Source organism: Candidatus Erwinia haradaeae (assembly GCF_900698955.1).
GTDB classification, from domain to species: domain Bacteria; phylum Pseudomonadota; class Gammaproteobacteria; order Enterobacterales; family Enterobacteriaceae; genus Erwinia_E; species Erwinia_E haradaeae_G.
Genome location: NZ_LR217720.1, coordinates 399,889 through 426,026, shown reverse-complemented (window position 1 = coordinate 426,026; position 26,138 = coordinate 399,889). Strand labels below are relative to the sequence as shown.

22 protein-coding genes are annotated in these 26,138 nt (G+C 36.2%); 3 read left to right on the top strand and 19 right to left on the bottom strand.

Annotation, left to right across the window (positions count from 1 at the left end; genetic code table 11):
- Positions 1 to 2 precede the first annotated feature (2 nt).
- The 17 genes from rpsC to ERCILAFE3058_RS01245 all read right to left on the bottom strand — a co-directional run bounded on the left by rpsC (position 3) and on the right by ERCILAFE3058_RS01245 (position 12,810).
- Positions 3 to 704: a 30S ribosomal protein S3 gene (rpsC, locus tag ERCILAFE3058_RS01325; protein WP_157989683.1), complete on the bottom strand. Its 702-nt coding sequence runs from the start codon at positions 702 to 704 to the stop codon at positions 3 to 5.
- Positions 705 to 706: 2 nt separating this feature from the next.
- Positions 707 to 1,054: a 50S ribosomal protein L22 gene (gene rplV / locus ERCILAFE3058_RS01320; RefSeq protein WP_157989682.1), complete on the bottom strand. Its 348-nt coding sequence runs from the start codon at positions 1,052 to 1,054 to the stop codon at positions 707 to 709.
- A gap of 14 nt (positions 1,055 to 1,068) precedes the next feature.
- Positions 1,069 to 1,347, bottom strand: a complete 279-nt coding sequence (gene rpsS / locus ERCILAFE3058_RS01315; RefSeq protein WP_157989681.1) for a 30S ribosomal protein S19 — start codon at positions 1,345 to 1,347, stop codon at positions 1,069 to 1,071.
- A gap of 16 nt (positions 1,348 to 1,363) precedes the next feature.
- The gene (gene rplB / locus ERCILAFE3058_RS01310) at positions 1,364 to 2,185 is read right to left on the bottom strand and encodes a 50S ribosomal protein L2 (RefSeq protein WP_157989680.1); all 822 of its coding nucleotides are present in this window, start codon (positions 2,183 to 2,185) and stop codon (positions 1,364 to 1,366) included.
- Positions 2,186 to 2,206: 21 nt separating this feature from the next.
- Positions 2,207 to 2,512, bottom strand: coding sequence for a 50S ribosomal protein L23 (gene rplW / locus ERCILAFE3058_RS01305; protein ID WP_157989679.1), 306 nt, complete (start codon positions 2,510 to 2,512; stop codon positions 2,207 to 2,209).
- A complete protein-coding gene (rplD, locus tag ERCILAFE3058_RS01300) occupies positions 2,509 to 3,114 on the bottom strand; it encodes a 50S ribosomal protein L4 (protein WP_157989678.1) in 606 nt (201 codons plus the stop codon). Before rplD ends, rplW begins: the two co-directional genes overlap by 4 nt.
- A 12-nt stretch (positions 3,115 to 3,126) precedes the next feature.
- Positions 3,127 to 3,756: a 50S ribosomal protein L3 gene (gene rplC / locus ERCILAFE3058_RS01295; RefSeq protein WP_157989677.1), complete on the bottom strand. Its 630-nt coding sequence runs from the start codon at positions 3,754 to 3,756 to the stop codon at positions 3,127 to 3,129.
- A gap of 29 nt (positions 3,757 to 3,785) precedes the next feature.
- Positions 3,786 to 4,097: a 30S ribosomal protein S10 gene (gene rpsJ / locus ERCILAFE3058_RS01290; RefSeq protein WP_072666160.1), complete on the bottom strand. Its 312-nt coding sequence runs from the start codon at positions 4,095 to 4,097 to the stop codon at positions 3,786 to 3,788.
- Between the two features lie 345 nt (positions 4,098 to 4,442).
- Positions 4,443 to 5,627 carry an elongation factor Tu gene (gene tuf, locus ERCILAFE3058_RS01285; protein ID WP_157989676.1) on the bottom strand — a complete coding sequence of 395 codons (1,185 nt, stop codon included), beginning with the start codon at positions 5,625 to 5,627 and terminating at the stop codon, positions 4,443 to 4,445.
- 71 nt (positions 5,628 to 5,698) lie between these two features.
- Positions 5,699 to 7,807, bottom strand: a complete 2,109-nt coding sequence (gene fusA, locus ERCILAFE3058_RS01280) for an elongation factor G (RefSeq protein ID WP_157989675.1) — start codon at positions 7,805 to 7,807, stop codon at positions 5,699 to 5,701.
- Between the two features lie 103 nt (positions 7,808 to 7,910).
- On the bottom strand, positions 7,911 to 8,381 hold the full coding sequence (gene rpsG, locus ERCILAFE3058_RS01275) for a 30S ribosomal protein S7 (RefSeq protein ID WP_157989674.1): 471 nt from the start codon (positions 8,379 to 8,381) through the stop codon (positions 7,911 to 7,913).
- Between the two features lie 119 nt (positions 8,382 to 8,500).
- Positions 8,501 to 8,875 carry a 30S ribosomal protein S12 gene (gene rpsL / locus ERCILAFE3058_RS01270; RefSeq protein WP_157990059.1) on the bottom strand — a complete coding sequence of 125 codons (375 nt, stop codon included), beginning with the start codon at positions 8,873 to 8,875 and terminating at the stop codon, positions 8,501 to 8,503.
- Between the two features lie 148 nt (positions 8,876 to 9,023).
- The gene (gene tusB, locus ERCILAFE3058_RS01265) at positions 9,024 to 9,302 is read right to left on the bottom strand and encodes a sulfurtransferase complex subunit TusB (protein WP_232037571.1); all 279 of its coding nucleotides are present in this window, start codon (positions 9,300 to 9,302) and stop codon (positions 9,024 to 9,026) included.
- Positions 9,303 to 9,319: 17 nt separating this feature from the next.
- Entirely contained in the window at positions 9,320 to 9,679 is a 360-nt protein-coding gene (gene tusC / locus ERCILAFE3058_RS01260) for a sulfurtransferase complex subunit TusC (protein WP_157989672.1), read from the bottom strand.
- Complete coding sequence (gene tusD, locus ERCILAFE3058_RS01255; RefSeq protein WP_157990058.1) at positions 9,679 to 10,065, bottom strand: sulfurtransferase complex subunit TusD; 387 nt, start codon at positions 10,063 to 10,065, stop codon at positions 9,679 to 9,681. The genes tusC and tusD overlap by 1 nt, the downstream gene beginning before the upstream one ends.
- A gap of 910 nt (positions 10,066 to 10,975) precedes the next feature.
- The gene (gene ribF / locus ERCILAFE3058_RS01250) at positions 10,976 to 11,914 is read right to left on the bottom strand and encodes a bifunctional riboflavin kinase/FAD synthetase (RefSeq protein ID WP_157989671.1); all 939 of its coding nucleotides are present in this window, start codon (positions 11,912 to 11,914) and stop codon (positions 10,976 to 10,978) included.
- A gap of 293 nt (positions 11,915 to 12,207) precedes the next feature.
- Positions 12,208 to 12,810, bottom strand: a complete 603-nt coding sequence (locus ERCILAFE3058_RS01245; protein WP_157989670.1) for a peroxiredoxin C — start codon at positions 12,808 to 12,810, stop codon at positions 12,208 to 12,210.
- Between the two features lie 830 nt (positions 12,811 to 13,640).
- Here ERCILAFE3058_RS01245 and fumC point away from each other — a divergent pair.
- Positions 13,641 to 15,050, top strand: a complete 1,410-nt coding sequence (fumC, locus tag ERCILAFE3058_RS01240; protein ID WP_157989669.1) for a class II fumarate hydratase — start codon at positions 13,641 to 13,643, stop codon at positions 15,048 to 15,050.
- A 145-nt stretch (positions 15,051 to 15,195) separates the two neighbouring features.
- On the opposite strand, the gene glmS is transcribed toward fumC, so the two are convergent.
- Positions 15,196 to 17,025, bottom strand: a complete 1,830-nt coding sequence (gene glmS, locus ERCILAFE3058_RS01235) for a glutamine--fructose-6-phosphate transaminase (isomerizing) (RefSeq protein WP_157989668.1) — start codon at positions 17,023 to 17,025, stop codon at positions 15,196 to 15,198.
- 156 nt (positions 17,026 to 17,181) lie between these two features.
- Positions 17,182 to 18,564 carry a bifunctional UDP-N-acetylglucosamine diphosphorylase/glucosamine-1-phosphate N-acetyltransferase GlmU gene (glmU, locus tag ERCILAFE3058_RS01230; RefSeq protein WP_157990057.1) on the bottom strand — a complete coding sequence of 461 codons (1,383 nt, stop codon included), beginning with the start codon at positions 18,562 to 18,564 and terminating at the stop codon, positions 17,182 to 17,184.
- A gap of 5,180 nt (positions 18,565 to 23,744) precedes the next feature.
- On the opposite strand from glmU, the gene pcnB reads away from it, so the two are divergent.
- Both pcnB and folK read left to right on the top strand, forming a co-directional pair.
- A complete protein-coding gene (gene pcnB, locus ERCILAFE3058_RS01225) occupies positions 23,745 to 25,181 on the top strand; it encodes a polynucleotide adenylyltransferase PcnB (protein ID WP_157990056.1) in 1,437 nt (478 codons plus the stop codon).
- Positions 25,178 to 25,708, top strand: coding sequence for a 2-amino-4-hydroxy-6-hydroxymethyldihydropteridine diphosphokinase (folK, locus tag ERCILAFE3058_RS01220; RefSeq protein ID WP_157989667.1), 531 nt, complete (start codon positions 25,178 to 25,180; stop codon positions 25,706 to 25,708). Before pcnB ends, folK begins: the two co-directional genes overlap by 4 nt.
- The last annotated feature ends 430 nt before the right edge of the window (positions 25,709 to 26,138 follow it).

Genomic DNA, 26,138 nt, shown 5'->3' with positions numbered 1-26,138 from the left:
CCTTACTTACGGCTTTTACGCTGCTTTTTTTTAGGCTGCGAAGGTTGTTGCTCTGGCGGTTCGCCTATATTCATACCACCTAGGATCTCGCCTTTAAATATCCACACCTTTACGCCGATGACACCATAAGTAGTATGAGCCTCAGATGTATTGTAGTCAATATCTGCTCGTAGAGTGTGTAAAGGAACACGACCCTCGCGATACCATTCAGTACGTGCAATTTCTGCACCACCTAAACGACCACTCACTTCTACTTTTATCCCTTTAGCGCCTAAACGCATTGCGTTCTGCACTGCCCGTTTCATGGCTCGACGAAACATTACACGACGTTCTAACTGTGAAGTTATATTATCAGAAACTAATTTTGCGTCTAATTCTGGCTTACGCACCTCAGAGATATTAATTTGCGCCGGTACACCAGAGATCTTTGCAACGACCTGCCGAAGTTTTTCTACATCTTCGCCTTTTTTACCGATCACGATACCAGGACGAGCAGTATGAATTGTGACTCGTATGCTCTTAGCGGGTCTTTCTATAACGATGCGAGAAACTGAAGCTTTAGACAGTTCTTTCATGAGGAACTGACGTACTTTAAAATCACTGTCTAAATTATCAGCAAATTCTTTGGTATTAGCGAACCACGTTGAGTTCCAAGATTTCACTATACCCAATCTAATACCATTTGGATGTACTTTTTGACCCATTGCTACTCTCCACAGTCTGAGCGATCGGATACAGCTAGAGTAATATGGCTTGTGCGCTTGAGAATTCGATCTGCACGACCTTTTGCACGTGGCATAATACGCTTCATGCTCGGACCTTCATCAATAAAGATCTTTGTAATTCTTAACTTGTCAATATCTGCACCATCATTATGCTCAGCATTAGCAATGGCAGATTCCAGAACTTTTTGAACCAATACCGCTGCTTTTTTGTTGGTATACCTTAAAATATCTAGGGCTTTTGACACTTTCTTACCCCGTATAAGATTAGCCACTAAGCGAATCTTTTGTGCAGAAGAATGAGCGTGTCGTTGTCTTGCAAAAGTTTCCATCTCTAGCTCCTAGCTCATCGTTTTTTAGCTTTTTTGTCAGCAGTGTGGCCACGATAGGTACGCGTAGGAGCAAATTCACCTAATTTATGACCAACCATATCTTCAGATACAAAAACAGGAACATGCTGACGACCATTATGAATGGCAATAGTTAAACCAATCATATTTGGAAAAATTGTTGAACGACGTGACCAGGTACGTACAGGTTTCCTTTCTCCGCTTTCTAAAGCTTTTTCTACCTTATTTAGCAAGTGCAGGTCAATAAAGGGACCCTTCTTGAGAGAACGCGGCATAGCTTATCCTCTAAAATTATTTACTACGGCGGCGTATGATAAATTTATCAGTACGTTTATTTCGACGAGTCTTCTTACCCTTTGTTTGTAACCCCCACGGAGACACTGGATGCTTTCCAAAGTTACGGCCTTCGCCACCGCCGTGCGGATGATCTACTGGATTCATTGCAGTACCGCGAACAGTTGGACGAATACCTCGCCAACGTGAAGCACCAGCTTTACCTAACACACGCAACATATGCGTTTCATTTCCAACTGAACCTAAAGTAGCACGACAATCTAACTCAACCTTACGAATCTCACCGGAACGTAAACGTAATGTCACATAAGCACCTTCACGCGCAACAATCTGTACATAGGTACCTGCAGCACGTGCAATTTGTCCACCTTTTCCTGGTTTAAGCTCCACATTATGCACCGTAGATCCAACTGGAATATAGCGCATAGGAAGTGTATTGCCGGTTTTAATAGAAGCGTCAATACCAGATTGAATCTCATCGCCAGATTTGAGACCTTTGGCCGCTAAGATATAACGACGGACACCATCTTTATAAATAACCAATGCAATATTAGCAGAGCGATTTGGATCATATTCAAGACGTTCAATATATGCTGGGATTCCATCTTTATTGCGTTTGCAATCAATAACACGGTAAGCCTGTTTATGCCCTCCACCAATATGTCGAGTAGTGATGCGACCCTTGTTATTACGACCGCCAGTTTTACTCTTTTTTTCTACTAGGGAGGCAAACGGTTTTCCTTGATATAATTCTGAATTGAGCACTTTTACTACATGACGACGACCCGGAGATGTCGGGTTACATTGTATAATTGTCATGATTTTTATACCACTCCTGCTTTATTCACTACTACCAACCAAATCTATTATCTTGTGCCCTTCTTTCAGAGTAATATACGCTTTTTTCCAGTCTTTGCGACGACCCAGACGTTTTTTATGACGCTTAGTCTTTCCTTTAACTAATAGTGTATTCACGGATTTTACTTCTGCTTTAAAAATTTTATTTATAGCAGATTTAATGTCAAATTTACTAGCATCCATGGTTACTTTAAGCACAATGGTATGATTTTTTTCCATCAAGCGAGATGCTTTTTCAGAAACATGCGGGGCTCGCAGTATTTTGAGTAAACGCTCTTCCCATTTCATGCGAGCATTTCCTCCAATTTCTTCACTGCATCAGAAGTAATAATTACAGTATTAAATGCAATTAATTGCACAGGATTCATACTTGTTGTATGGCACACATGTACATTATACAAATTACGCACCGCAAGGAATAAGTTTTCTTCTATAGAAGAAGTGATAATAAGGGCTTTTTCTATGTGCATCTCTCGCAGTTTTTGGGTAAGCAATCTCGTTTTCGGCGCTTCTAAAGAAAAATTCTTAACAACAATCAATCTATTTTGACGTATCAGCTCAGAAAATATACTTTTTATCGCACCTCTATACATCTTTTTATTCACTTTTTGAGCATGATCTTGTGGTTTTGCAGCAAAAGTAATTCCTCCAGAACGCCAAAGCGGACTTTTAACAGAACCCGCACGTGCGCGCCCAGTACCTTTCTGACGCCATGGTTTTTTACCTGATCCAATAACTTCAGCACGCGTTTTCTGTGCACGTGTTCCCTGGCGCGAGCCAGCTGCATACGCAACTACAACCTGATGTACCAGCGCTTCATTAAAATTACAATTAAAGGTGGCATTAGAAACAGTTAGCGCCCCTTGTGCGTCTTTTAATGCTAATTCCATTCCTTTACCTTTTTACCCCTTAACAGCTTGTTTAATTATAAGATCGCTACCAGTAGCACCAGGTACGGCTCCTTTAACTAGAAGCAGGTTTTGATCAATATCAATTTGTATTATTTTCAAATTCTGAATTGTCACACGCTGATTGCCCATCTGCCCTGCCATTTTCTTACCTTTAAAAACTTTACCAGGAGTTTGGTTTTGACCGATAGAACCTGGCACTCGATGAGATAAAGAGTTCCCGTGTGTTGAGTCTTGAGTCCGAAAATTCCAACGTTTTACTGTGCCAGAAAAACCCTTACCTTTAGATGTTCCAGATATATCAACTTTTTTAGCATGTAATAAAACATCAATATTCACACTTTGACCTACATTAAACGATGTAACTTCGGGCAGTCTAAACTCCCATAAACCTCGTCCTGCTGAAGTACCAGATTTAATAAAATGACCGGCCTGAGGCTTAGTCATACGCTGTGATCTTTGTACACCAGTAGTTACTTGTATCGCAGTGTAACCATCTGTTTCGCGTTTTTTCACCTGAATGACGCGATTTTCTTCCAGCTTGATTACAGTCACTGGAACAGATATACCCTCTTCTGTGAAGATTCGAGTCATACCCACTTTTTTACCGACTAAACCAATCATTTTCACTCCGCACCTAATGAATGAGCAGATTAACCTAGACTGATCTGCACATCTACACCAGCAGCTAGATCTAGGCGCATCAACGCATCAACTGTTTTTTCGGTTGGTTCAACGATGTCGACTAAACGCTTATGCGTACGAATCTCGTACTGATCCCGCGCGTCTTTATTAACGTGAGGAGAAATTAAGACAGTAAAACGTTCTTTACGAGTCGGTAATGGAATAGGACCATGTACCTGCGCGCCAGTTCGCTTAGCGGTCTCTACAATTTCTAGCGTAGATCGATCAATTAAACGATGATCAAATGCTTTTAGACGGATACGGATTCTTTGGTTCTGCATAATACCAGAACTCCAATTATTTATAAACAAAAAAAATACTATATCCAATCTTAAATGATTGGTATACGCACGCAATCGTTCATTCTACACAGGCAGGTACAAGATATATATGTACGAGTAATTCATCATCTCATGCATTAACCGATAGTATCATATATTATAATTTCTCTATATTTTGAATCACCTGTATATAATTTTTATTATATATGATCTATTGAGTTAAATCAACTGTAATCTTTCTGATATCAATGATATATGAATGTATTAAAGAGCATCCAAGACTAAAAGAGCGCTTTAGCGCTCTTTTAGTCTTGGATGCATAATTATAGATAAAGTGTCTTCACGTTACGCGATGACTTTAGCAACAACACCTGCCCCTACAGTGCGACCCCCTTCACGAATAGCAAAACGTAAACCTTCATCCATAGCAATAGGGTGGATGAGGGTTACTACCATTTTGATGTTATCGCCTGGCATCACCATCTCAATACCTTCTGGTAATTCTATAGAACCTGTTACATCAGTTGTGCGAAAATAAAATTGAGGTCTGTATCCCTTAAAAAACGGGGTATGACGCCCACCTTCTTCTTTAGATAATACATACACTTCAGATTCAAATTTAGTATGTGGCTTAATAGTGCCAGGTTTGGCTAGTACTTGCCCTCTTTGGATATCTTCCCTCTTAATACCGCGTAATAAAATTCCACAATTTTCACCTGCACGCCCTTCGTCTAAAAGCTTACGAAACATTTCAACCCCAGTGCAAATGGATTTTACAGTATCCTTAATACCCACAATCTCAACTTCCTCACTTACTTTAATAACACCACGTTCTACTCTACCCGTCACCACAGTCCCGCGACCAGAGATGGAGAAAACATCTTCAATTGGTAGTAAAAATGCCTGATCAATTGCACGCTCTGGTTGTGGAATATAATTATCTAGATGATTCGCTAGCTCGATAATTTTTGATTCCCACAAGGGGTCACCTTCCAAGGCTTTAAGCGCAGAACCGTAAACAATGGGTGTAAGATCACCAGGGAAGTCATACTGAGATAAAAGATCTCGCACTTCCATTTCTACAAGCTCGAGAAGCTCTTCATCATCAACCATATCACATTTGTTTAGGAAGACAATAATATAAGGTACACCAACTTGACGCCCCAGAAGAATATGCTCACGAGTTTGAGGCATAGGACCATCAGTCGCTGCAACCACTAAAATCGCCCCGTCCATTTGAGCAGCCCCAGTGATCATATTTTTAATGTAATCAGCATGCCCTGGACAATCTACATGTGCATAATGTCGTGTTTTAGTATCGTATTCTACATGCGAGGTGTTAATCGTTATACCACGTGCTTTCTCTTCTGGCGCATTATCTATCTGATCAAATGCACGCGCAGTACCGCCATACGTTTTAGCCAGTACAGTAGTAATGGCTGCAGTTAAAGTGGTTTTACCATGATCCACATGACCAATAGTACCGACATTAATATGGGGTTTAGAACGTTCAAATTTTTCTTTAGCCACGATGATATTCCTTACTTTCTTTACTCACACTGTAGTCGGTGAGCATTGGTAAATAATATAAACCCAAAAACTTATTTACTGCGAGCTTCAATAACAGCCTGAGCCACATAACTCGGCGCTTCAGCATACTTCAAGAACTCCATAGAGTACGAAGCACGACCTTGAGTCTGTGAACGTAGATCAGTGGCATAACCAAACATCACAGATAAAGGCACCTGCGCACGAATGGTCTTACCAGTAGTGGTTTCATCCATACCTTCAATGAGACCGCGGCGACGATTCAGATCACCAATGACATCACCCATATACTCTTCTGGTGTTTCAACTGAAACCTGCATGATTGGTTCTAGTAACACAGGTTTTGCTTGATTAAATGCAGATTTAAAAGCTAACGAAGCGGCTATCTTAAAAGCTAATTCAGAAGAGTCAACATCATGATATGAACCATAATGTAAACGCACCTGGATATTCACAACAGGATACCCGGCCAATGGCCCAGACTTGAGTTGTTCTTGGATCCCTTTATCCACAGCAGGGATAAATTCTTTAGGAATCACGCCTCCAACAATATCATTAATAAACTCATAACCTAAACCTTCATCCTCTAGAGGACTCATATCAATTACAATATGAGCAAATTGCCCACGTCCGCCTGATTGCTTAATATATTTACTCTCAATATCAGTCACACGCTGACGAATAGTTTCACGGTAGGCTACCTGTGGTTTTCCCACATTTGCTTCAACATTAAACTCACGCTTCATCCGATCCACTAAAATCTCTAAATGCAGTTCTCCCATCCCAGCAATGATTGTTTGAGAAGATTCTTCATCAGTCCAGACGCGGAATGAAGGGTCTTCTTTCGCCAATCTCCCCAGAGCCATACCCATTCTTTCTTGGTCCACTTTAGTTTTTGGCTCTACTGCTACAGAAATAACTGGCTCAGGAAATTCCATGCGCTCTAGAATAATGATATTATTGATATCACATAAAGTATCTCCTGTTGTCACGTCTTTTAAGCCAATAGCTGCAGCAATGTCGCCCGCATATACTTCTTTAATCTCTTCACGTTTATTAGCATGCATTTGCACAATACGACCTAAACGCTCACGTTGTGACTTAACTGCATTCATTACTGTATCGCCAGATTTAACCACCCCCGAATAGACACGAAAAAAGGTTAAATTACCCACAAAGGGGTCAGTAGCAATTTTAAATGCAAGTGCAGAAAATGGCTCACTATCATCCGAATAACGTATTGCTGATGTATCTGCGCCATCATTTAATACACCTTTAATTGCAGGAACATTAGTTGGTGCTGGTAGGTATTCAATTACCGCATCTAACATTGCCTGAACGCCTTTATTTTTAAAAGCAGATCCGCATGTCACTAAAATTACTTCATTACTTAAAACGCGCTGCCGCAGAGCATCTTTTATTTCTTCCTCAGTAAGAGTTTGACCATTTAAATATTTATCCATCAAATCTTCAGAAGCCTCAACAGCAGATTCAAGTAATTTTTGATGCCATTCTTCAGCTATATTTTTCATATCGTGAGGAATGTTCTCATATGTAAACGTAACACCTTGATCAGCATCATTCCAATTAAGAGCTTTCATTTTTACTAAGTCAATCACACCAGTAAATTTCTCTTCTGCGCCAATAGGCAACTGAATTGGCACTGGATTGGCTAAAAGCCGTGCTTTAATTTGCTGCACCACTTTTAGGAAATTCGCTCCCATGCGGTCCATTTTATTAATAAATGCAATACGCGGCACTATATATTTATTAGCCTGACGCCATACAGTTTCAGACTGTGGTTGTACACCACCCACGGCGCAATAAATCATTACTGCGCCATCTAGAACACGCATTGAACGCTCTACCTCAATAGTAAAATCAACGTGTCCAGGGGTATCAATAATATTAATACGATGAGGCTCAAACTGTTTAGCCATACCAGACCAAAAAGCAGTGGTTGCTGCAGAGGTTATGGTAATACCACGCTCCTGCTCTTGCTCCATCCAGTCCATAGTCGCCGCACCATCATGCACTTCACCAATTTTATGATTTACGCCAGTATAAAATAATATACGCTCAGTAGTGGTTGTCTTACCTGCGTCGATATGTGCGCTGATACCAATATTACGATAGCGCGTTATAGGTGTGCTACGAGCCATGTGATTCCTCTGAACCTCAGATATCCTAAGTGCGCCGATTTGCATTAGATTAGATACTATAACCCTATTCTGTTCTACTCGGTCTATAGCAGGTGTATGTCTGTTACCAGCGATAATGAGCGAAGGCTTTGTTAGCTTCAGCCATACGATGAACATCTTCACGTTTTTTTACTGCAGCACCTCTACTTTCTGCAGCATCAGCCAATTCATTTGCTAAACGTAATGCCATAGACTTATCACCGCGTTTGCGGGCAGATTCAACAATCCAGCGCATTGCTAATGCATTACGCCGAATTGGTCGAACTTCAACAGGTACCTGATATGTTGAACCCCCTACACGCCGAGATTTCACTTCTACAATGGGTCGAACATTATCCAAAGAGGTTTCAAAAACTTCTAACCCATTTTTACTAAAACGCTTAGTTAAGGCTTCTAATGCATGATAAACGATAGATTCAGCGATAGATTTTTTGCCATCAACCATTAGAATATTAATAAATTTCGCTAGTAACTCCGATCCAAATTTAGGATCGGGCAAAATTTTACGCTGACCTATAATCCGACGACGTGGCATGTAGTACTCCGTTATAAATTCAGAATGCCCCAAAACGATACGAGTATCTCTCATTCATATAAGAGATGTTTCACCCTCTAGTGAAAGGTTTGGTCTTACTTAACCTTAACAGAAACTTATCAAGCCTTCGGTTTTTTCACACCATACTTCGATCGTGCTTGTTTACAATCTTTAACACCGGAACAGTCCAGTGCACCCCGTACGGTATGATACCGTACGCCTGGTAAATCTTTTACACGACCACCACGAATTAAGATTACAGAATGTTCCTGAAGGTTATGCCCTTCCCCTCCAATATAGGAGGTAACTTCAAATCCGTTTGTTAAACGCACACGACATACCTTACGTAAAGCTGAATTCGGTTTTTTAGGGGTAGTAGTGTATACTCGAGTACATACTCCACGTTTTTGAGGACACCCCTCCAACGCAGGCACATTACTTTTTGAAGTCTTACGCACGCGTGGTTTACGAACCAGTTGGTTAACTGTTGCCATAACTGCACTCCTTGGTTCTAATCCTTTTTGATTTCTCATCCTGCTTGCTAAGGAGATTATATTGTCCTAACATCAATTATTACTCTTATGTGATATAATAAGATTATACCACATAAGAGTCAATAAATCAGAAAATCCTATAGAGTATTCACCATGATATTTGTTGGGGATGTTCTATTGTAAGATTTATAAATTCATTATAGGTTATCACTGTTGCCTGTGGTGAAATATAAATAAGGAGACCTCTTGCGATCAGATCCACCTTTAAAATATACACATGCTGTGTACTATTACAAAGTGCCGGAAAAGTAATCCCGCTCTCGATTCCCATAATCACTCCATCACCTAATAATAACACATCATCACCAGGAGATATGAGACGTAAAATAGCTCGAAAGTCACACTGAAATGGAGAATGGGTTATCATGTGCAACATACACTACCTCAAAAAGTCATCACTCGATCATACTTATGTAATATCACTCGTAATTCTTCTGAAGATAATACTTTGACTGGTAAGATAAATTTATGATCATAGGGTATACCCCTTTCCAGTAACGATTCTGAGCACACATAAAACTGTCTAGCATCATATAGAGGCAGTACACTAAACGTAAGACTATAATTACGCGTTAAGATAACGTCACTGCTCTGGTCTCTTATTAATTGTAGAGCACCATCACTTAAAAAAAATAAACCAACATTATTTCTCAATGTTAGTGTTGCTAAAACAGCATCTAAACCTTCACGTCCAGCGCTAGATCCATGTGGACTCTTTGTAAAAACAAAAGCTATAGAATGCATCAGAATTGTACGATACGATCGGAGGTCAGTATTGCTATGGCTAACTCTCCTAAACCAGTAAGCTGAAAACCTGTGGCTACATTAGATGAAATGCGATTAATATCGCGTGATTCTTTGTGATCACATATGCCACGCCGTAATGCTGCAGAAATACAGAGATTTAATTTAACTCCGTAAGTTGTGTGCAAATCCTGCCAAAGACTAGTTAAATTTACCTCATCATTCGCGGCTGTATTAAGAAAATTGGCATTAAGAACACCTTCTCTATAAAAAAAGACGCTATCTAAAGTATGCTCTGTGGCTACTATAGAACTGGCAAATAACCAAGCACTACTAGCCTGCTGTGTTCCATAAGCAGGCCCGGTTACCATTAAACAAAAACGCATTTTGCACCCTTGAGACAAAAATCATATCCAAAAATATTATATTAAGTATCTATGTTATGTATCATATACTTATCACCTAAGAAAACTTAGAGCTATATAATATTGTATCTATGAAGATCATGCATAGATGCATACTCATTTATCTATGCAAGGTCAGCAACATGTACCCTTGATGTACCTATACATTATGATAGATAATACCAATTATTCTGTTAAAGTGGTTATATTACTAATAATGATGACATCATCAATCCATGTGATAGCAGTGAAAAATCCTAAAAATTTTAGTCAAATGACTCTCTGCTGAGAATCCGCTTAGCGCAGTTAATGCATAATAGCTACATGCATACTGTCATATGCCAATATAGTATTACATTAAGCGTTATGATTCACTCTTTTAGATGGGGTAATCTCACTATTATTAATTGCTCTATACACATTCATTGTTCTATACGTAACACACAACAACTATATAATGTTGCCATATCATTATATCACTTCACTGCACATCTCTATCTTTCTCTCATGCATATGCCATACTCATATGGAAATTTCATAGAGAATACGTACTTTTAAGGAAGATTATAGCATTAAACTCGAGTTCCTCTCAACTGTATAAAATATTTTCCACTATACTAATCTTATCTTTTTATTTTCATACTGTATGAAGAACAATCTTTTATAATAACTTGATAACAGTGCCATCGGCAAAAATAAATTAGGGTAAAAATATACATCAAAGAAAATAACGATACGCAATCCATACAATGTGTGCATAAAAACACACTACCTCTCAAGATATCCGCTAAAGATACTATTTAGTTTATTCAAAAGATGATACTGCATGAGCACAAAAAACTGTAGAGTGACACAGGGAATACCATATAGTTTCTGTCATGATACCTAAGTGTTAATTAAGTTTTTGATGATCAAAAAAAGATCGCGCATCAATGACATCACGCTGAATTTGCTCTTTTAAAGACAAAAGAGAAGAGAAATATTTTTCATCACGTATTTTATGTAAAAAAATCACTTCAATATACTGACCGTAAAGATCAATAGTTATGTCTAAAAGATGCACTTCAAGTTGTTTTTGTACCCGCTTTAAAGTAGGTCGTATACCAATATTTGCGACACCTAATAATACTTGCAGTCCTGCTCCCTTCACGTACACCACATATACTCCTGTGATTGGTGTCGAAATACGAAATAAAGGTATATTGGCAGTCGGAAAACCAATAGAACGACCCAAAGAATCACCATAAATAACTCGGCCAGACATACTAAATGGACGCCCCAGCAACATCGCAGCCAATCGTAGATCATCTACAGACAATGCTTCACGTATAGCAGTACTGCTGATTCGTTGGTTATTATCTAATAATGTCTGTGTGCTTAAGACATTAAAACTATAATGCATGCTCGCTTGTTCTAGCAAACAAAAGTTACCACGTCGACCTGCACCAAAACGAAAATCATCACCAACAGCTAATAATTTTATTCTTAGTTTATTGACAAGTAATTCAGTAATAAAATCTCGCGCGCTATATGAGGCAAAATGGTAATTAAAACGAATACATAATACAGCATCTACCCCCGCTTTTTTTAAATAAACCAACTTTTCATGTAATCGAGTTAAGCGAGCAGGTGCATTTTTTGCTCTTAAAACTTCTAGCGGATGCGGTTCAAAAAGCATAACCATTACAGGAGCATTATATTTGCTTCCTTCTATGCGCAGTTTTGTTAGCAATGCTTGATGCCCACGATGAACACCATCAAAATTACCTATAGTTAACGCATAACCACAATGTTCTGTTCTCAGATTATGTATGCCACGTATCAACATCATACTCAACTCAAATTCAATGGCAAAAAACTATACCTTAACTTTCATATAAAGTATTCATGCACAATCATTTCGTTTGATAAGGCATGATAACTAATTACATGCTAATGAATCTCATAGGAGACGAGGAAGGCTACCCTGCTAAAAATAAGGTAACCTTCAGCTGCTTGCGATACCTTGGTGTAGTCCAAGGCAGTACGTAATCAGCCACCAATACGAAGAGATTTCTTTCTAAGTTTCATGCTGTTAAAATATACAAAAAGTTATTTCCTATACCAATAATCAGAATGCAAGTATTACAGTTTATCTTGGTTTTGAGATAAATACTTAGATATACCTTCAGATGAGGCCTCTATGCCATCCATCCCTTTTCGCCACTGTGCTGGACAAACTTCTCCATTTGTTTCATGGAATTGTAATGCATCCACCATCCGTAACAACTCATCAACATTACGACCTAATGGTAAATCGTTGACCACTTGATGCCTAACAACACCACATTTATCTATTAAGAAAGAAGCACGAAGTGCTACGCCAGATTCTGCGTGCTCAATACCCCAGGATTGTTGAACTTCACGTTTTATATCTGCAACCATTACGTACTGTACATTACCAATACCACCTGCATTGATAGGTGTTTTACGCCATGCGTTATGAACAAATGCTGAATCAAATGATACACCGATAACCTCTACACCACGTTTCTGAAATTCTATATATCGCTTATCAAAAGCAATAAGTTCAGAAGGACACACAAATGTAAAATCCATAGGCCAGAAAAAAACCACACTCATTTTATCAATAGTGTATTCCTTAAAATTAAACCGTTCAATGATTTCACCATTCCCTAAAACAGCCGGAGCAGTGAAATCCGGGGCTAAACGAGTTACTAAAACCATTACCAAACTCCTATCAAAATTATAAAATTTCACGTATGCTTGATATAAAAACAAACCTCAAAAAACACTGAGAACATTACATACAATTAATAGCTCTCATTTATTATCATGTTTATTATGATATAATCAACTATCGTATGACAGGACAAAGAAAACCAGCGCTCAATGTAAAACATATCAACTAAGCTGAGATGTTTTTAACCAGACACTTCATACCATCTTTAAGAATATTAACGCGGATATCGCTTTTGAAATCCTTTATTAAAACCACAACAAGAAAATTGGATGCCGTAATCTCATGTTCTAATGTTTTTCTTAGAACTCGAAGAAATACACAACGATTATACTCTGTGTATTACATGAAATTCATCGTGATCACACAATTAAAATAAAATGTGTACGATCTTTCATTTTTCACCTTCAATATCTCTAATATATCAAGAACATTATGTCCAGCAACCATGTATCAATTGGCATAAAAAGCTACGCTTAATATTTCGTTACAAATGGCAATGAAAAAAGAAAGTATAATCCACCTTTTAAATAAATCACGACAACGAGATGTTAAAGGGACTACACCAGTATTACATATAGAAAACTATTACATATAGATAGAAAAAGTATAGTATGAGTATGAAATATTCGTGTGTATTATAAAAATATATCACAAAAAGATTGTACCTGATAGTCTCGTGCACTGATAATCAAGCAGTACATATCGCGAGTATAACTAATCATACAACCATCGCCAATCAAAAACTTCATAAAGCGATACGGTGAAAAAATATAAAACATAGCATAATCATCTTTAATACTCATGGGAGACACACATGGCAATAACTCGTACGGAACAAGATTCAATGGGATCTATTGAGGTACCTGCAGAGCAACTCTGGGGCGCACAAACACAACGTTCATTGAAATATTTTCGCATATCTACTGAAAAAATGCCAGTAGATCTCTTATATGCACTAGCACTAACTAAACGTGCAGCAGCGAAAGTCAATCAAGATCTAGGGATACTGGAATCTACTCGTGCCACAGCGATTATAGATGCTATCGATGAAGTGCTGGCTAAAAAACATACAAATCAGTTTCCACTCTCAATATGGCAAACTGGTTCGGGGACCCAGACTAATATGAACATGAATGAAGTACTGGCTAATCGCGCTAGTGAGATTCTCGGTGGAGAACGTGGCATGAATCGTCTAGTACATCCGCATGATGATGTAAATCAGAGCCAAAGCTCTAATGATGTTTTTCCAACTGCAATGCATATTGCAGCGGTCTTAGCGGTACATCAACGTCTTATTCCAGCACTTAACATGCTACAAAAAACACTAAAGGATAAATCCATAACATTTCGAGACATTATTAAAATTGGCCGCACCCATCTACAAGATGCCACACCACTAACACTTGGCCAAGAGATGTCGGCTTGGGTCGCTATGTTACAACATAATTTACAACACATTCAGAATACCATGAGTCATCTTTTAGAGTTAGCAATAGGAGGGACAGCTGTAGGAAATGGTCTGAATACTCATCCTCAGTATACGGCTAGAGTAGTTGAAGAAGTTATCTCGCTTACTGGGGAAAAATTTACGCCCGCACCAAATAAGTTTGAAGCATTAGCAACATGTGATGCCATAGTCCACACACATGGTGCACTGAAAGGTTTAGCAGTTTCTCTAATGAAAATTGCTAACGATATTCGATGGCTGACCTCTGGACCGCGCTGTGGTATCGGAGAGTTGACGATCCCTGCAAATGAACCAGGTAGTTCTATCATGCCAGGAAAGGTCAACCCCACTCAATGTGAGGCGATAACCATGATTTGTTGTCAGGTAATCGGTAATGATGTCGCCATTAATATAGGAGGAGCTTCGGGTAACTTTGAGTTAAATGTTTATAGACCTATGATCATCTATAATTTTTTACAATCCGTACGCCTGCTATCTGATGGCATGAATAGTTTTAACACCCACTGTGCTACGGGTATTGAACCAAATAAGTATCGTATTGCTAAATTACTAAATGAATCATTAATGTTAGTCACTGCCCTTAATCCACATATTGGTTACGATAAAGCAGCAGAAGTCGCTAAAAAAGCCAATATAGAAGGATTGACGTTAAAAGAATCTGCAATACAACTGGGTTATCTCACCGCTATGCAATTTGACGATTGGGTCAAACCTGAAAACATGGTAGGCGTGCTAAAATATGAGTATGAAGATTAAATGACTATATTTAAATTCTATACATTCATATAAATTATTCTTTCGAAAGATATCAATATTATCCCGCATAGCACGGTGTATCATGAGATGATAATTCGTGGAGGTATGAGATTATCTCGTACTATAATAGATAGTTTCAAAAAAACTATTCTACGGTTACTGATTTAGCTAAATTTCGCGGTTTATCTAAGTCTGTCCCTTTCCTCACAGCCACATAATAACTCAACAACTGTAGTGGTAGAACATAAACAATAGGAGCGATCACATCTTTGAGGTGAGGTAAAAAAATAATACGTACTCTTTCACTATTTACAAAACCAGAGTTAGTATCAGTCAAAATATATAAAAGACCACCTCGCGCTCGTACTTCTTCAATATTAGATTTTAACTTTGGTAATAATGTATTATTGGGTGCTAAAATAATTACAGGTATATTAGTATCAATCAATGCTAGCGGACCATGCTTTAATTCACCTGCCGCATATGCTTCAGCGTGAATATAAGAAATCTCTTTTAACTTAAGGGCACCCTCCATAGCAATAGGATAGTGATCACCACGTCCAAGAAATACAACATGGTTTTTCTCAGACAATTCTTTCGCTAATTCCGAAAACAGTATATCTTGTAATAATACCTGTGTCATGTAGGTTGGTAATTTTTCTAAAGATTCCAGCGTGTCTTGTTCTACTAGTGATTGTTTATCTTTTAGACTACAGAACTTTGTAACCAAAAGTAATAATAGTACCAGCTGAGTGGTAAAAGATTTCGTAGAAGCCACACTCACTTCTATCCCAGCATTAGTCATTAATGCAAAGTCTGATTCCCGCACTAAAGAAGAAGACGCTACATTACAGATAGACAGCGATCCCAGGTAACCAAGTTGCTTTGACAAACGCAATGCTGCTAGTGTATCAGCAGTTTCGCCTGACTGAGATAAAGTGATCAATAAGCTATTTTCGCGTACAACAGATTGTCTATATCGAAATTCAGAAGCAATTTCAACATCACATGATACTTTTGCTAAGGATTCCCACCAATAATGCGCAACCATAGCCGAGTGATAAGAAGTACCACAAGCGACAATCTTAATATGCTGAGCTTTTTTCAAAAGAGCGTAGGCGGAGTCATCTAACTCATCAAAAGAAATAAGACCATTTTTACAACGATAAGCAAGGATATTCTGAATCACCTGAGGTTGTTCATAAATCTCTTTCTGCATATAATGAGTATAAACACCTTTATCATACGAGTCATATTCTAAGTGCGATTCTATTTTACGCCGCTGTACAACATTACTGTGTCGATCAATTATGATGATATCATTACAGCTAATTTGTGCAATATCTCCTTCTTCTAAATACAAAAAGAAACGCGTTAATGGAAATAGTGCCATCGGATCTGAAACAATAAAATTTTCACCTCTTCCGCAACCAATTACTAGGGGACTACCAGAGCGAGCAGCAATTAAAATACCAGGAAAATAGATATCTAATATCACCATTCCATAGGTACCGTGCAAATGTAGTACAACACGCTGCACAACTTCTAATAAGGAGCCGCCTTTTTTTTGCTCCCAATTCACAAGATGTGCTATAACCTCTGTATCAGTTTCTGATACAAAAGTATAACCTTCATCTTGTAGATTTTTGCGTAATAACTCATGATTTTCAATAATCCCATTATGTACTACAGCAATATTAGTAGATACATGTGGATGCGCATTGATTTCTTCTGGTTGACCATGAGTAGCCCACCGTGTATGTGCAATTCCGGTCTCCCCTAGGAGCATAGTTTTTGCTGCTGCACAAACGAGATTACTTACTTTTCCGACACGTCGCAAGCGACTGGATTGTCCTTGACTATTGACCACAATAAGACCAGCAGAGTCATATCCACGATATTCAAGACAACGCAGCCCTGCAAGCAATACATCTACAACATCCCTCTGGGCCACAGCACCAATAATTCCACACATAGTAATGTAGTTTTCCTAATATGAGAAACAATCAGTTTTTCGTATATCAGCTGATTGCATCTTCAGCATACCCCAGTTTTGACTTCATTTATATCAAACATCCATTTTCATGCATTTACGAGTAGTAGTATGCTATGTATAATACTCTGCGACGGTTTATTCTGTATCTTTATTTTCCTTTTTGGATCGGCACCAATGATGATTAATCATTTGTTTTTTTTGATCATAAACCAAACCTCCCGAAGAAACATCTCTCATAATCGTAGTACCAGCGGCAATAGTAACCCCTGATGACACTTTTACTGGAGCAATTAGGTGAGTACCAGAACCAATAAAAACATCATCACCAATTATAGTTTTATATTTTTTAGCACCATCGTAGTTACAAGTCACAGTTCCCGCACCAATATTTACCTTTCTTCCAATCTCTGCATCTCCAATATAACTGAGGTGTCCCGCTTTACTCTCCGCCCCGAGACGGGAATTCTTAATCTCAACAAAATTTCCCACATGTGTATTTTCTTCTAATACACTACTGGGTCGCAAATGGGCAAATGGTCCAACTCTACACCTAGGACCTAAGTGAGAATTTTCAATTATACTATAAGGATAAATAATACTATCATCAGAAATAACACTATTCTTAATAATACATCCGCTACAAATGGTAACCCGATCTCCAATGACAACATGACCCTCAATAATCACATTAGCATCAATGATCATATCACATCCATGCTTGAGCTTCCCTCGAATATCCACACGAGTGAGATCCTGTAATGTTGCTCCAGCAAGTAGTAATTGCTTAGCCTGCTCTATTTGATAGAAGCGTTCAAGTTGCGCGAGTTCAAGAAGATTGTTCACCCCCCTAGCTTCAATATTATTTAAAGGATGAATAGCGATGATTGGACACTTTTGGTTATGCGCAAGCGCAATGATATCTGTAACATAGTACTCTGCTTTTGCCTCATTACTAGTGATCGTTCTTAACCAGCCTTTAAGATCTGCACCGCTAGCTAATAAGATACCTGTATTAATTTCATTCAGCATCAACTGTGCCTGCGTCGCATCCTTCTGTTCTACAATGGCCACTATATCTCCGTGTTGTCGTATAATACGACCGTAGCCACACGGGATATCTAAATGCATAGTCAGTAAAGCGATACCTCTGTCTGCCTTTGCCAAACGAAGACGACGTAGTGTATCACTAGAAATTAAAGGTACATCACCATACAAGAGCAAAATATCTTCATCGTCATCAAAATACGACGCGGATTGCTGCATGGCATGGCCTGTGCCTAACTGCTCTGACTGAAATATCCAATTTAGCGGTTCATCTTTCAGATTTTTTTTTAAAAGTTCACCTCTATAGCCATAGACAAAATGAATGATCCTTGCGTTCATTTCTTTAGCGGTGTCTATGACATATTGAACCATAGGCTTTCCTGCCAGTAAATGCAGGACTTTCGGAAGGCTAGAGTGCATACGAGTTCCCTTGCCAGCAGCAAGGATTACTACGCTTATAGAACGATTTAACATAGACATACTAACTCATTATTCATTCCATATGACAAATGATAACACTAAGTATAGTGCTTAATATTTTGATTCCACAAGTACTAAAAATATACGTAAATGTGTAACTCACATAATTGATAGAAGGGACGTATGTAATCATGAGAAATATCAGGGATCTCGTATGAATTATTACATATTGTAATGCACTATCTGCTGCGATGATCTTGGAATAGATACACCCACGTCATACTAAAGACTATTCTTAATATGCAAGATTTCGCTGTACGATAAAATCTCAACCTCTTTAGTGTTTCATTAACAATATCTGATACAGGATATGACACAAAAAAGATTATACATATGAATATATCTAGTTATTAATAAAAAGCAATCGCAAACTAGCATGTTACAAGCTAAGAATAATCACGAAAACTTTTTGAAAAATTCCGGCGTCTAGGACGTCTGTAGCAGTAATAAATGCTGCTTAGCATTATATGAAAATATATACATGCTATTTATGATAATAGTAGGATAAAGTGATTCTGTATACCCTTCGTTGAATCCACCCTCATTACAGTGCGAAAAATACATAAATTATATTTCATACCCTACGACTATAAGAAATTTACAAAAATCATATACATGTCATGATAAAACAAATAAATTTATCTTAATCACCATGTGACTCCCTCACCCTTCTGCAAAACTGACACTTTTAGTAATCTTCATAATCTTTGTTCATGTTCATACTAAACAATGTCTGCACACAACACTATATATCTTTACGCCCTCATTGCATCAATATACGTATATGATGTGCTATATCCTCTATTTTCGAATCTGTAGAATGGATGACATAGTGTTAATAGCATGTTCATTGCCGATATAATAACGCATGATTCTTTTACTTTTATAATTAGAGGTAACTCTGTATGAATATATAGTACATACATAGAGTACACAGAAAAATAATATTCAATGATGTAGAAGTTTAAAAGAAAAATATTTCTTGAATCCAAGTACAGCATGCATCACTGTGATATGTACTGCAATCTCTTGTGAATACAAATCTGCATGCGTCATCCTAAATGTTTGTTATATACAATATTATAATATAAATATATGAATATATAGAATACCACCAAGAAGATCAATAGACAGGTCATCTATGTATCTAGCGAATAAAATGTACTCTATTTCTCTATCAACTATATTTGATCTGCGAGACAGTAAACTAAATAACTGTAGTTCTGTACACTCAGTGCTATAAAAAGAAAACTTGGAGATATATGTTCAATCCCTACTCTGTAGTCAGTATAAAAAATAATAGACGTATCTTGAAATATTACTATTATTTAAGTAATGTCATTACTGACAAATGAAAAAGAATGCTATCATTATTCTAAACATAAAAATATAAACACACTAATAGTACAACCATATACTAATAGTAAAAATTGTCGCTAGAGAATACGTAAGAGTATCTTGTACTATCATCATACATATAAAAATTATATATCGCATGCTAATGCATGTATAGAAAGTAAAGTCCTGCACCAATCATGATTACGCCTTCATATCTATCGAATAGCACACACCTTCCAGTAAGATACAAATAATATTGATCGAGTCCTTTTGTCCATCTCAAATGCATTCAATCTTCTATGGCGCTTGGTATGCACTTCTTAATATTATAATTCTAATCAGAATTATAATGATAACTTGTAGTACATTCATCGATGGTTGTTTTAATTAGTGTAACCATAAGGCTATAAGTATCAGAGCTATATTACGTAATGATAAAATCACACGATTATGCAGTTCCCGCCGGAATAGGAAACAAAACAATACTGCAATCCAAATATATTATCTATCTTCACAATAAATATCTCATGTCATCTGAACATATTCTAGTTTTAATAAAAATAAAAAATTTTACAATAGATAAATAGGTTTGATGTGCTCATGGTACATGCTGTAACAGCATAGCACTTTAGTAAAATGATATGATATTAAAACGTTATGTATATGAAATAGTGTATTAAAAAGGCCCTGATTCTTAATCATTAATACACAGAGAAGGACAATAAAAGATCACATACAATATAGAGTTATATATCTTTTTGAGGAGTCGTTTATTTTTAATAAAACCCACGTTCCTGTTCCAAAAATCAGCGCTATACTACAAGAGATCTAAAAAGTAAAATATTAATATTATATTAGTGTTAATTACAATATAATCTTATACACCAGTCTATTAAAGACGTACATCGCTCTACAGATTGAAATCAATATTTAATTAATAACAAATATAAACAAAAGGGTCACTATATTTAAATACGAATGTACAAAATAAATGAATACTATCCATAAATACCTCTGAATGCCTAGTATTTGGCACCCATATCAGAATATTTCTCTGACAAAATACCTACAAAAAAATAAAGAACATAGCGCATATTTCAAAAATATAACCTTATTAAATTATAAAGAACATTTCTTATCGAATATAAAATGTATTACGTCCCGATAAAGGATTTATTTTCTACGAAAATACTGAAAAACGTGATATTTATGAGTGTAATAGCATTCTCGAATGCACAATCCAAGAGATTATATACGCAAGATATTAATGGAATCTTGCGCTTCTCGCAATCATGAGTATACCTAGATTTTTATTTTTTCTTTCTACAGTATTTGCAGTGTAATATAATTTATACATAAATCAATCTTGTATGATGTTTCTAAAACAAAAAACTTTAAAAGTTGTTCGTAAGTACAGTAATAAAAAATTAAGCTTTAGTGTATTACACTATATTTAATCAAATATCGTATATTTCATTAATATATTCTTTAATATTAAGTACGATGTGATATCTCTAAATAGATATTTTATCTAATATGTACATTAGTGTATATAACATATTGGATTAGTATCATAAAATACACATCAGTATGATACTTTTAATGAAAGTTGATTATATGTTCTTAATATGCAGTAAAATCGTATTCTTTCTAGAATTATGTTAATCAAATATTTAGCCTGTATGTATTATCGTATCTAGTACGATAGTCATCTTTCTTTATATATCTTATATACCTTATCTATTATCGCATATGAATATAATCGAAAAGATTAGTACATTTTAAATCTTATGACTACTCAATATTGACCATTCTTGTTCTGGGAACATATATTAAAATTATAATTAATAATAATACCATCGAATATTCATCACCTCTATACACCTTAGGTTATCGTAACTTTAAATATCATGTTATCACAGTATATCCTAAAGTCAGTATTCACAGTGTAGAAGTTACAATAGAATTATATCACGTGTATAGACAGTCATGTCATACATTGACATCTAACATCTCGCAATTATGCTCGTATCTAGTATAAAATTACAATGATGAAATATATTTTTCATACAGACCATGCTAGTATTATACTAAATATATACTCTTTATTTCATATAAAAAATAAAAGATACAAAATATCAGTATAACATTGCATTTATATTGATAAGGTAATATTAGTACACATATTATGGTATAAAATATAAAAACTATTAAAAATTCAGATACCTATCTTCTTATAAGATATACTATTTTATTAGTATATTAATTCGATATGCAGCTAGATAAGTATGATACAGGTATCATTAATACTTAATGAATAAATATACTACACTTCAGTATATATATTATTTTTAATACCGTGTATTATACGTACACATTATAAATGATAAATTACATTGATAAGATGAGACTTTATAATCTTTCTTATGACATATGCTTTCTAATTAAAATTTAGATTAAATTGTACCAAATGCAAGATATTTATGTTTTTAATACAATAAATCAACTTAGTGATGTACTCATACTAATACATTTTATGATACCGCTCATCTAATCTTAAAAGACTGTAAATACCAAAAATCTTTTTACTATAGTATTTTATATTGTATCAAGAAAAAATAATTTAAAGATAAAAAGAATACATACTACAATATAGAAACAACTATATACATAAGATAGTAAAAAATACAATATATCCATAATTTTCCATACGCATTACACTGACTGCATTTACTCATACTACATATAGCCTGACTGCACTGTCAGGGTGCTTTATATCACACATATCTAATTCAACATATATTTCTATAAGCTACCTTACTGATATTAGATAAGAAGATACAAATATACACGTATCTATCTTCAATAAATAAAATAATGTATTGTAACATCAACTCAATACATCTTATATAGAAATCAAGTCATTAAATATTAACAATAAAAATAATTAAACTTTAATATATGAAAAACTACACATTATTACATTTAGATATGCACTGAATTAGAGTGGATATTCATGCTTCTAAGAATTGGTGTTACTTGTAATCTAAACTGTAACACTGACAGTAATCGTTAGAACCATAAAAACACTTTTAGAACGAAAAGTTCTTCTACTCTCAACCATTGTCAAAAATTTTTATGATATAAGCACACTCTAAATTAACATATATTCCTAAAATGTATAACAATGCACATCTCTCCGTATGTCGTCATCGGTGCTATTATGGAATAAATGGCGCACAAAAACCCAGAAAATGCTATGAAATACAGCTTATATATAAGCATTACATCATTAATCTTAATACCAATAATATGAAAGGCATAGTTTAGAAATATTCTATAAACGATCATACGAGACATCCTAGACAAGGGGTAACTATAATCATATATTTATCTGCTCAACATTAGCATAATCCTGAAAAAAAGACGCGGTTAGTATTTAACAATGAATCTTTAATACATATCTGTACAAATACATATTTCACTCGTGAAATACTGTATGTCTGTCAATGTACGTATAGTAAATCAAAATACTAGTAGTTACTACTCTGAAGGCATACCACTTATCAAAATGATGACGCACCCATCAGTATAATTTTTATTATAGACGAAGGATGTTGCACTAGGTAGTCAATCTCGTCGGTATCCTTCAAGACACCAAAATCTACAGAATATAACTTTCACATCACCGATACCATCATGGTGATACATTAATCATATCCAATAACAAAACATCTTTCTACGCACAGAGGGTATCTTAGGAATTCTCAATTACTTAATACTAAGCTATGATTAGCTTATTTTAGATTAAATACTTGTTAGTGTAGAGGTGTCCTATTTTTATAAGAGTTTCTAACTTTTGTCGAAAAATCCTTAGTTGCGAAAAAGTTGTAGCACATGAGATATCAGTGGTATATCCGGTAGTTATTATCTCACAAAAAAAACATAATATCTCACATCAGGATATTAGTGACAACGCTCTAAAGGTGTTATATCGTCTGCATAAATTTGGATACGAGGCTTATCTGGTAGGCGGAGGCGTGCGTGATTTGTTACTTGGAAAACAACCAAAAGATTTTGATATAACCACTAATGCTACGCCAGAACAAATGCGTAAATTATTTCGGAACTGTCGCCTAGTAGGTCGACGGTTCCGTCTTGCCCATGTCATGTTTGGAGAGGAAATTATTGAAGTGGCGACTTTTCGTGGTCATCATGAAAACACGCAACACAATAGTAAAAATCATAATCATGCGCAATGTGCGCACAATGGCATGCTATTACGTGATAATATTTTTGGTTCCATTGAAGATGACGCTCAACGTCGTGACATTACTATTAATAGCCTTTATTATAGCATTATAGATTGTACGATACGTGATTATATTGGTGGACTTAGTGACCTTAAAACAGGCATCATTCGCATGATTGGTAATGCAGAAACTCGTTATCGAGAAGATCCAGTACGTATGCTACGCGTAATTCGTTTTTCTGCTAAATTAGGTATGGGCATCGCCCCTGAGACTACAGACCCCATTCCACGACTAGCATCTTTACTATATGAGATTCCTCCAGCGCGTTTATTCGAGGAAATATTAAAATTATTACAAACTGGACATGGTCATCACACCTATCTAAAACTATGTGAATACAAGCTTATTCAACCACTTTTCCCTATCATTACACAGTACTTTACTACTAAGGGTGATAGTAATATGGAAAAAATGATCCATTTGGTATTAACCAACACGGATACACGAATTCAGAATAAAATGCGCGTTAATCCAGCGTTTTTATTTGCTGCAATGTATTGGTACCCGCAATTAGACATCGCATTCTCTATTGCAAAAGAGAATAATATAGCGTACTATGATGCATTCATATTATCTGTCAATAATGTATTGGAAAGAGCTAGTCGTTCACTGGCTATACCAAAACGTATTACTAATTTAATACGTGATATCTGGCATCTACAGTTACGCTTAACACGACGTAATGGTAAAAGAGCATTTCTTATAATGGAGCACCCTACATTTCGCGCGGCTTATAATCTTCTAGCTATGCGGGCCAAGATAGAAAAAAATCATGATCTAAAAAAACTAAGCGCTTGGTGGTTAGAATTTCAGGTATCTACACCATTGCAGCAGCAACTAATGCTTAAAGAGCTTGATTACCAAGTAATTGCTCCGTGCAAGTCACAGTGTGTACATTCACACATCTTTACACCAATATGTCATTCACATATTAATCAGAAAAAAAATTACCCAGAATGAATCGTGCATACCTCTCACTTGGCAGTAATCTTTGCAACCCATTGCATCAAATTTGTAGGGCTCTGGAAAGATTAGCATCGCTTCCGTATTCTCATATTGCCAATATTTCTCACCTCTATCATACCCCCCCGTATGGCCAAGTACACCAATCTCATTTTCTTAATACAGTGGTAGCTCTTGACACTTATCTTGATCCAGAAGAACTGCTCAATAAAATTCAATGTATTGAGATAGAACAAAAACGCTGTCGTCAATCATATCGTTGGGGTCCACGTACACTAGACGTGGACATTATGCTGTTCAATAAACAAACAATCAATACACCTCAATTAATAATACCTCACTATGATATGCATAATCGTGCCTTCATGCTCAAACCACTCATCGATATTGCTCCATCACTTTGCCTACCAAACGGTAAAAATCTATCAGAGATACTAAAAACTCTTAACGCTAATGCCATTCACAAAGTGGTACAGTCTTCCTTTGACTTACAAAAATCGCAGGTGCTACTACAGAAGAATTAAAAAAAAATCTGTGTTTTTGCAGGATACATATCTATCTGGCATAAACCAGGCATGTCAATAGATGCTGACGCACTTAAGTATTGATATCATTGATCAGATACAATAAAATCTGATCATAAACCAACAAAATTAATAAACAACCTTTTACTGAATATATACAAAATAGAATTTGATGATTAGTATCATGTATGTGTGATTTGTACATAAATCAATGATATATTGATATTTAATCAATATGACATGTGAGTTATTCTAATATAAAGATTATTTCAGAAGATGACGAGGTTCATGCAGTGATAGCACTAAGCATCTTATAACTATATATGAATAGATAGATTTCATCTTTCAAATCAGTAGAGCATCACATTTTATTGACTATAATACGATTATTACATGGATATAAATACACATGTTAAAATTTGCCCGCGTG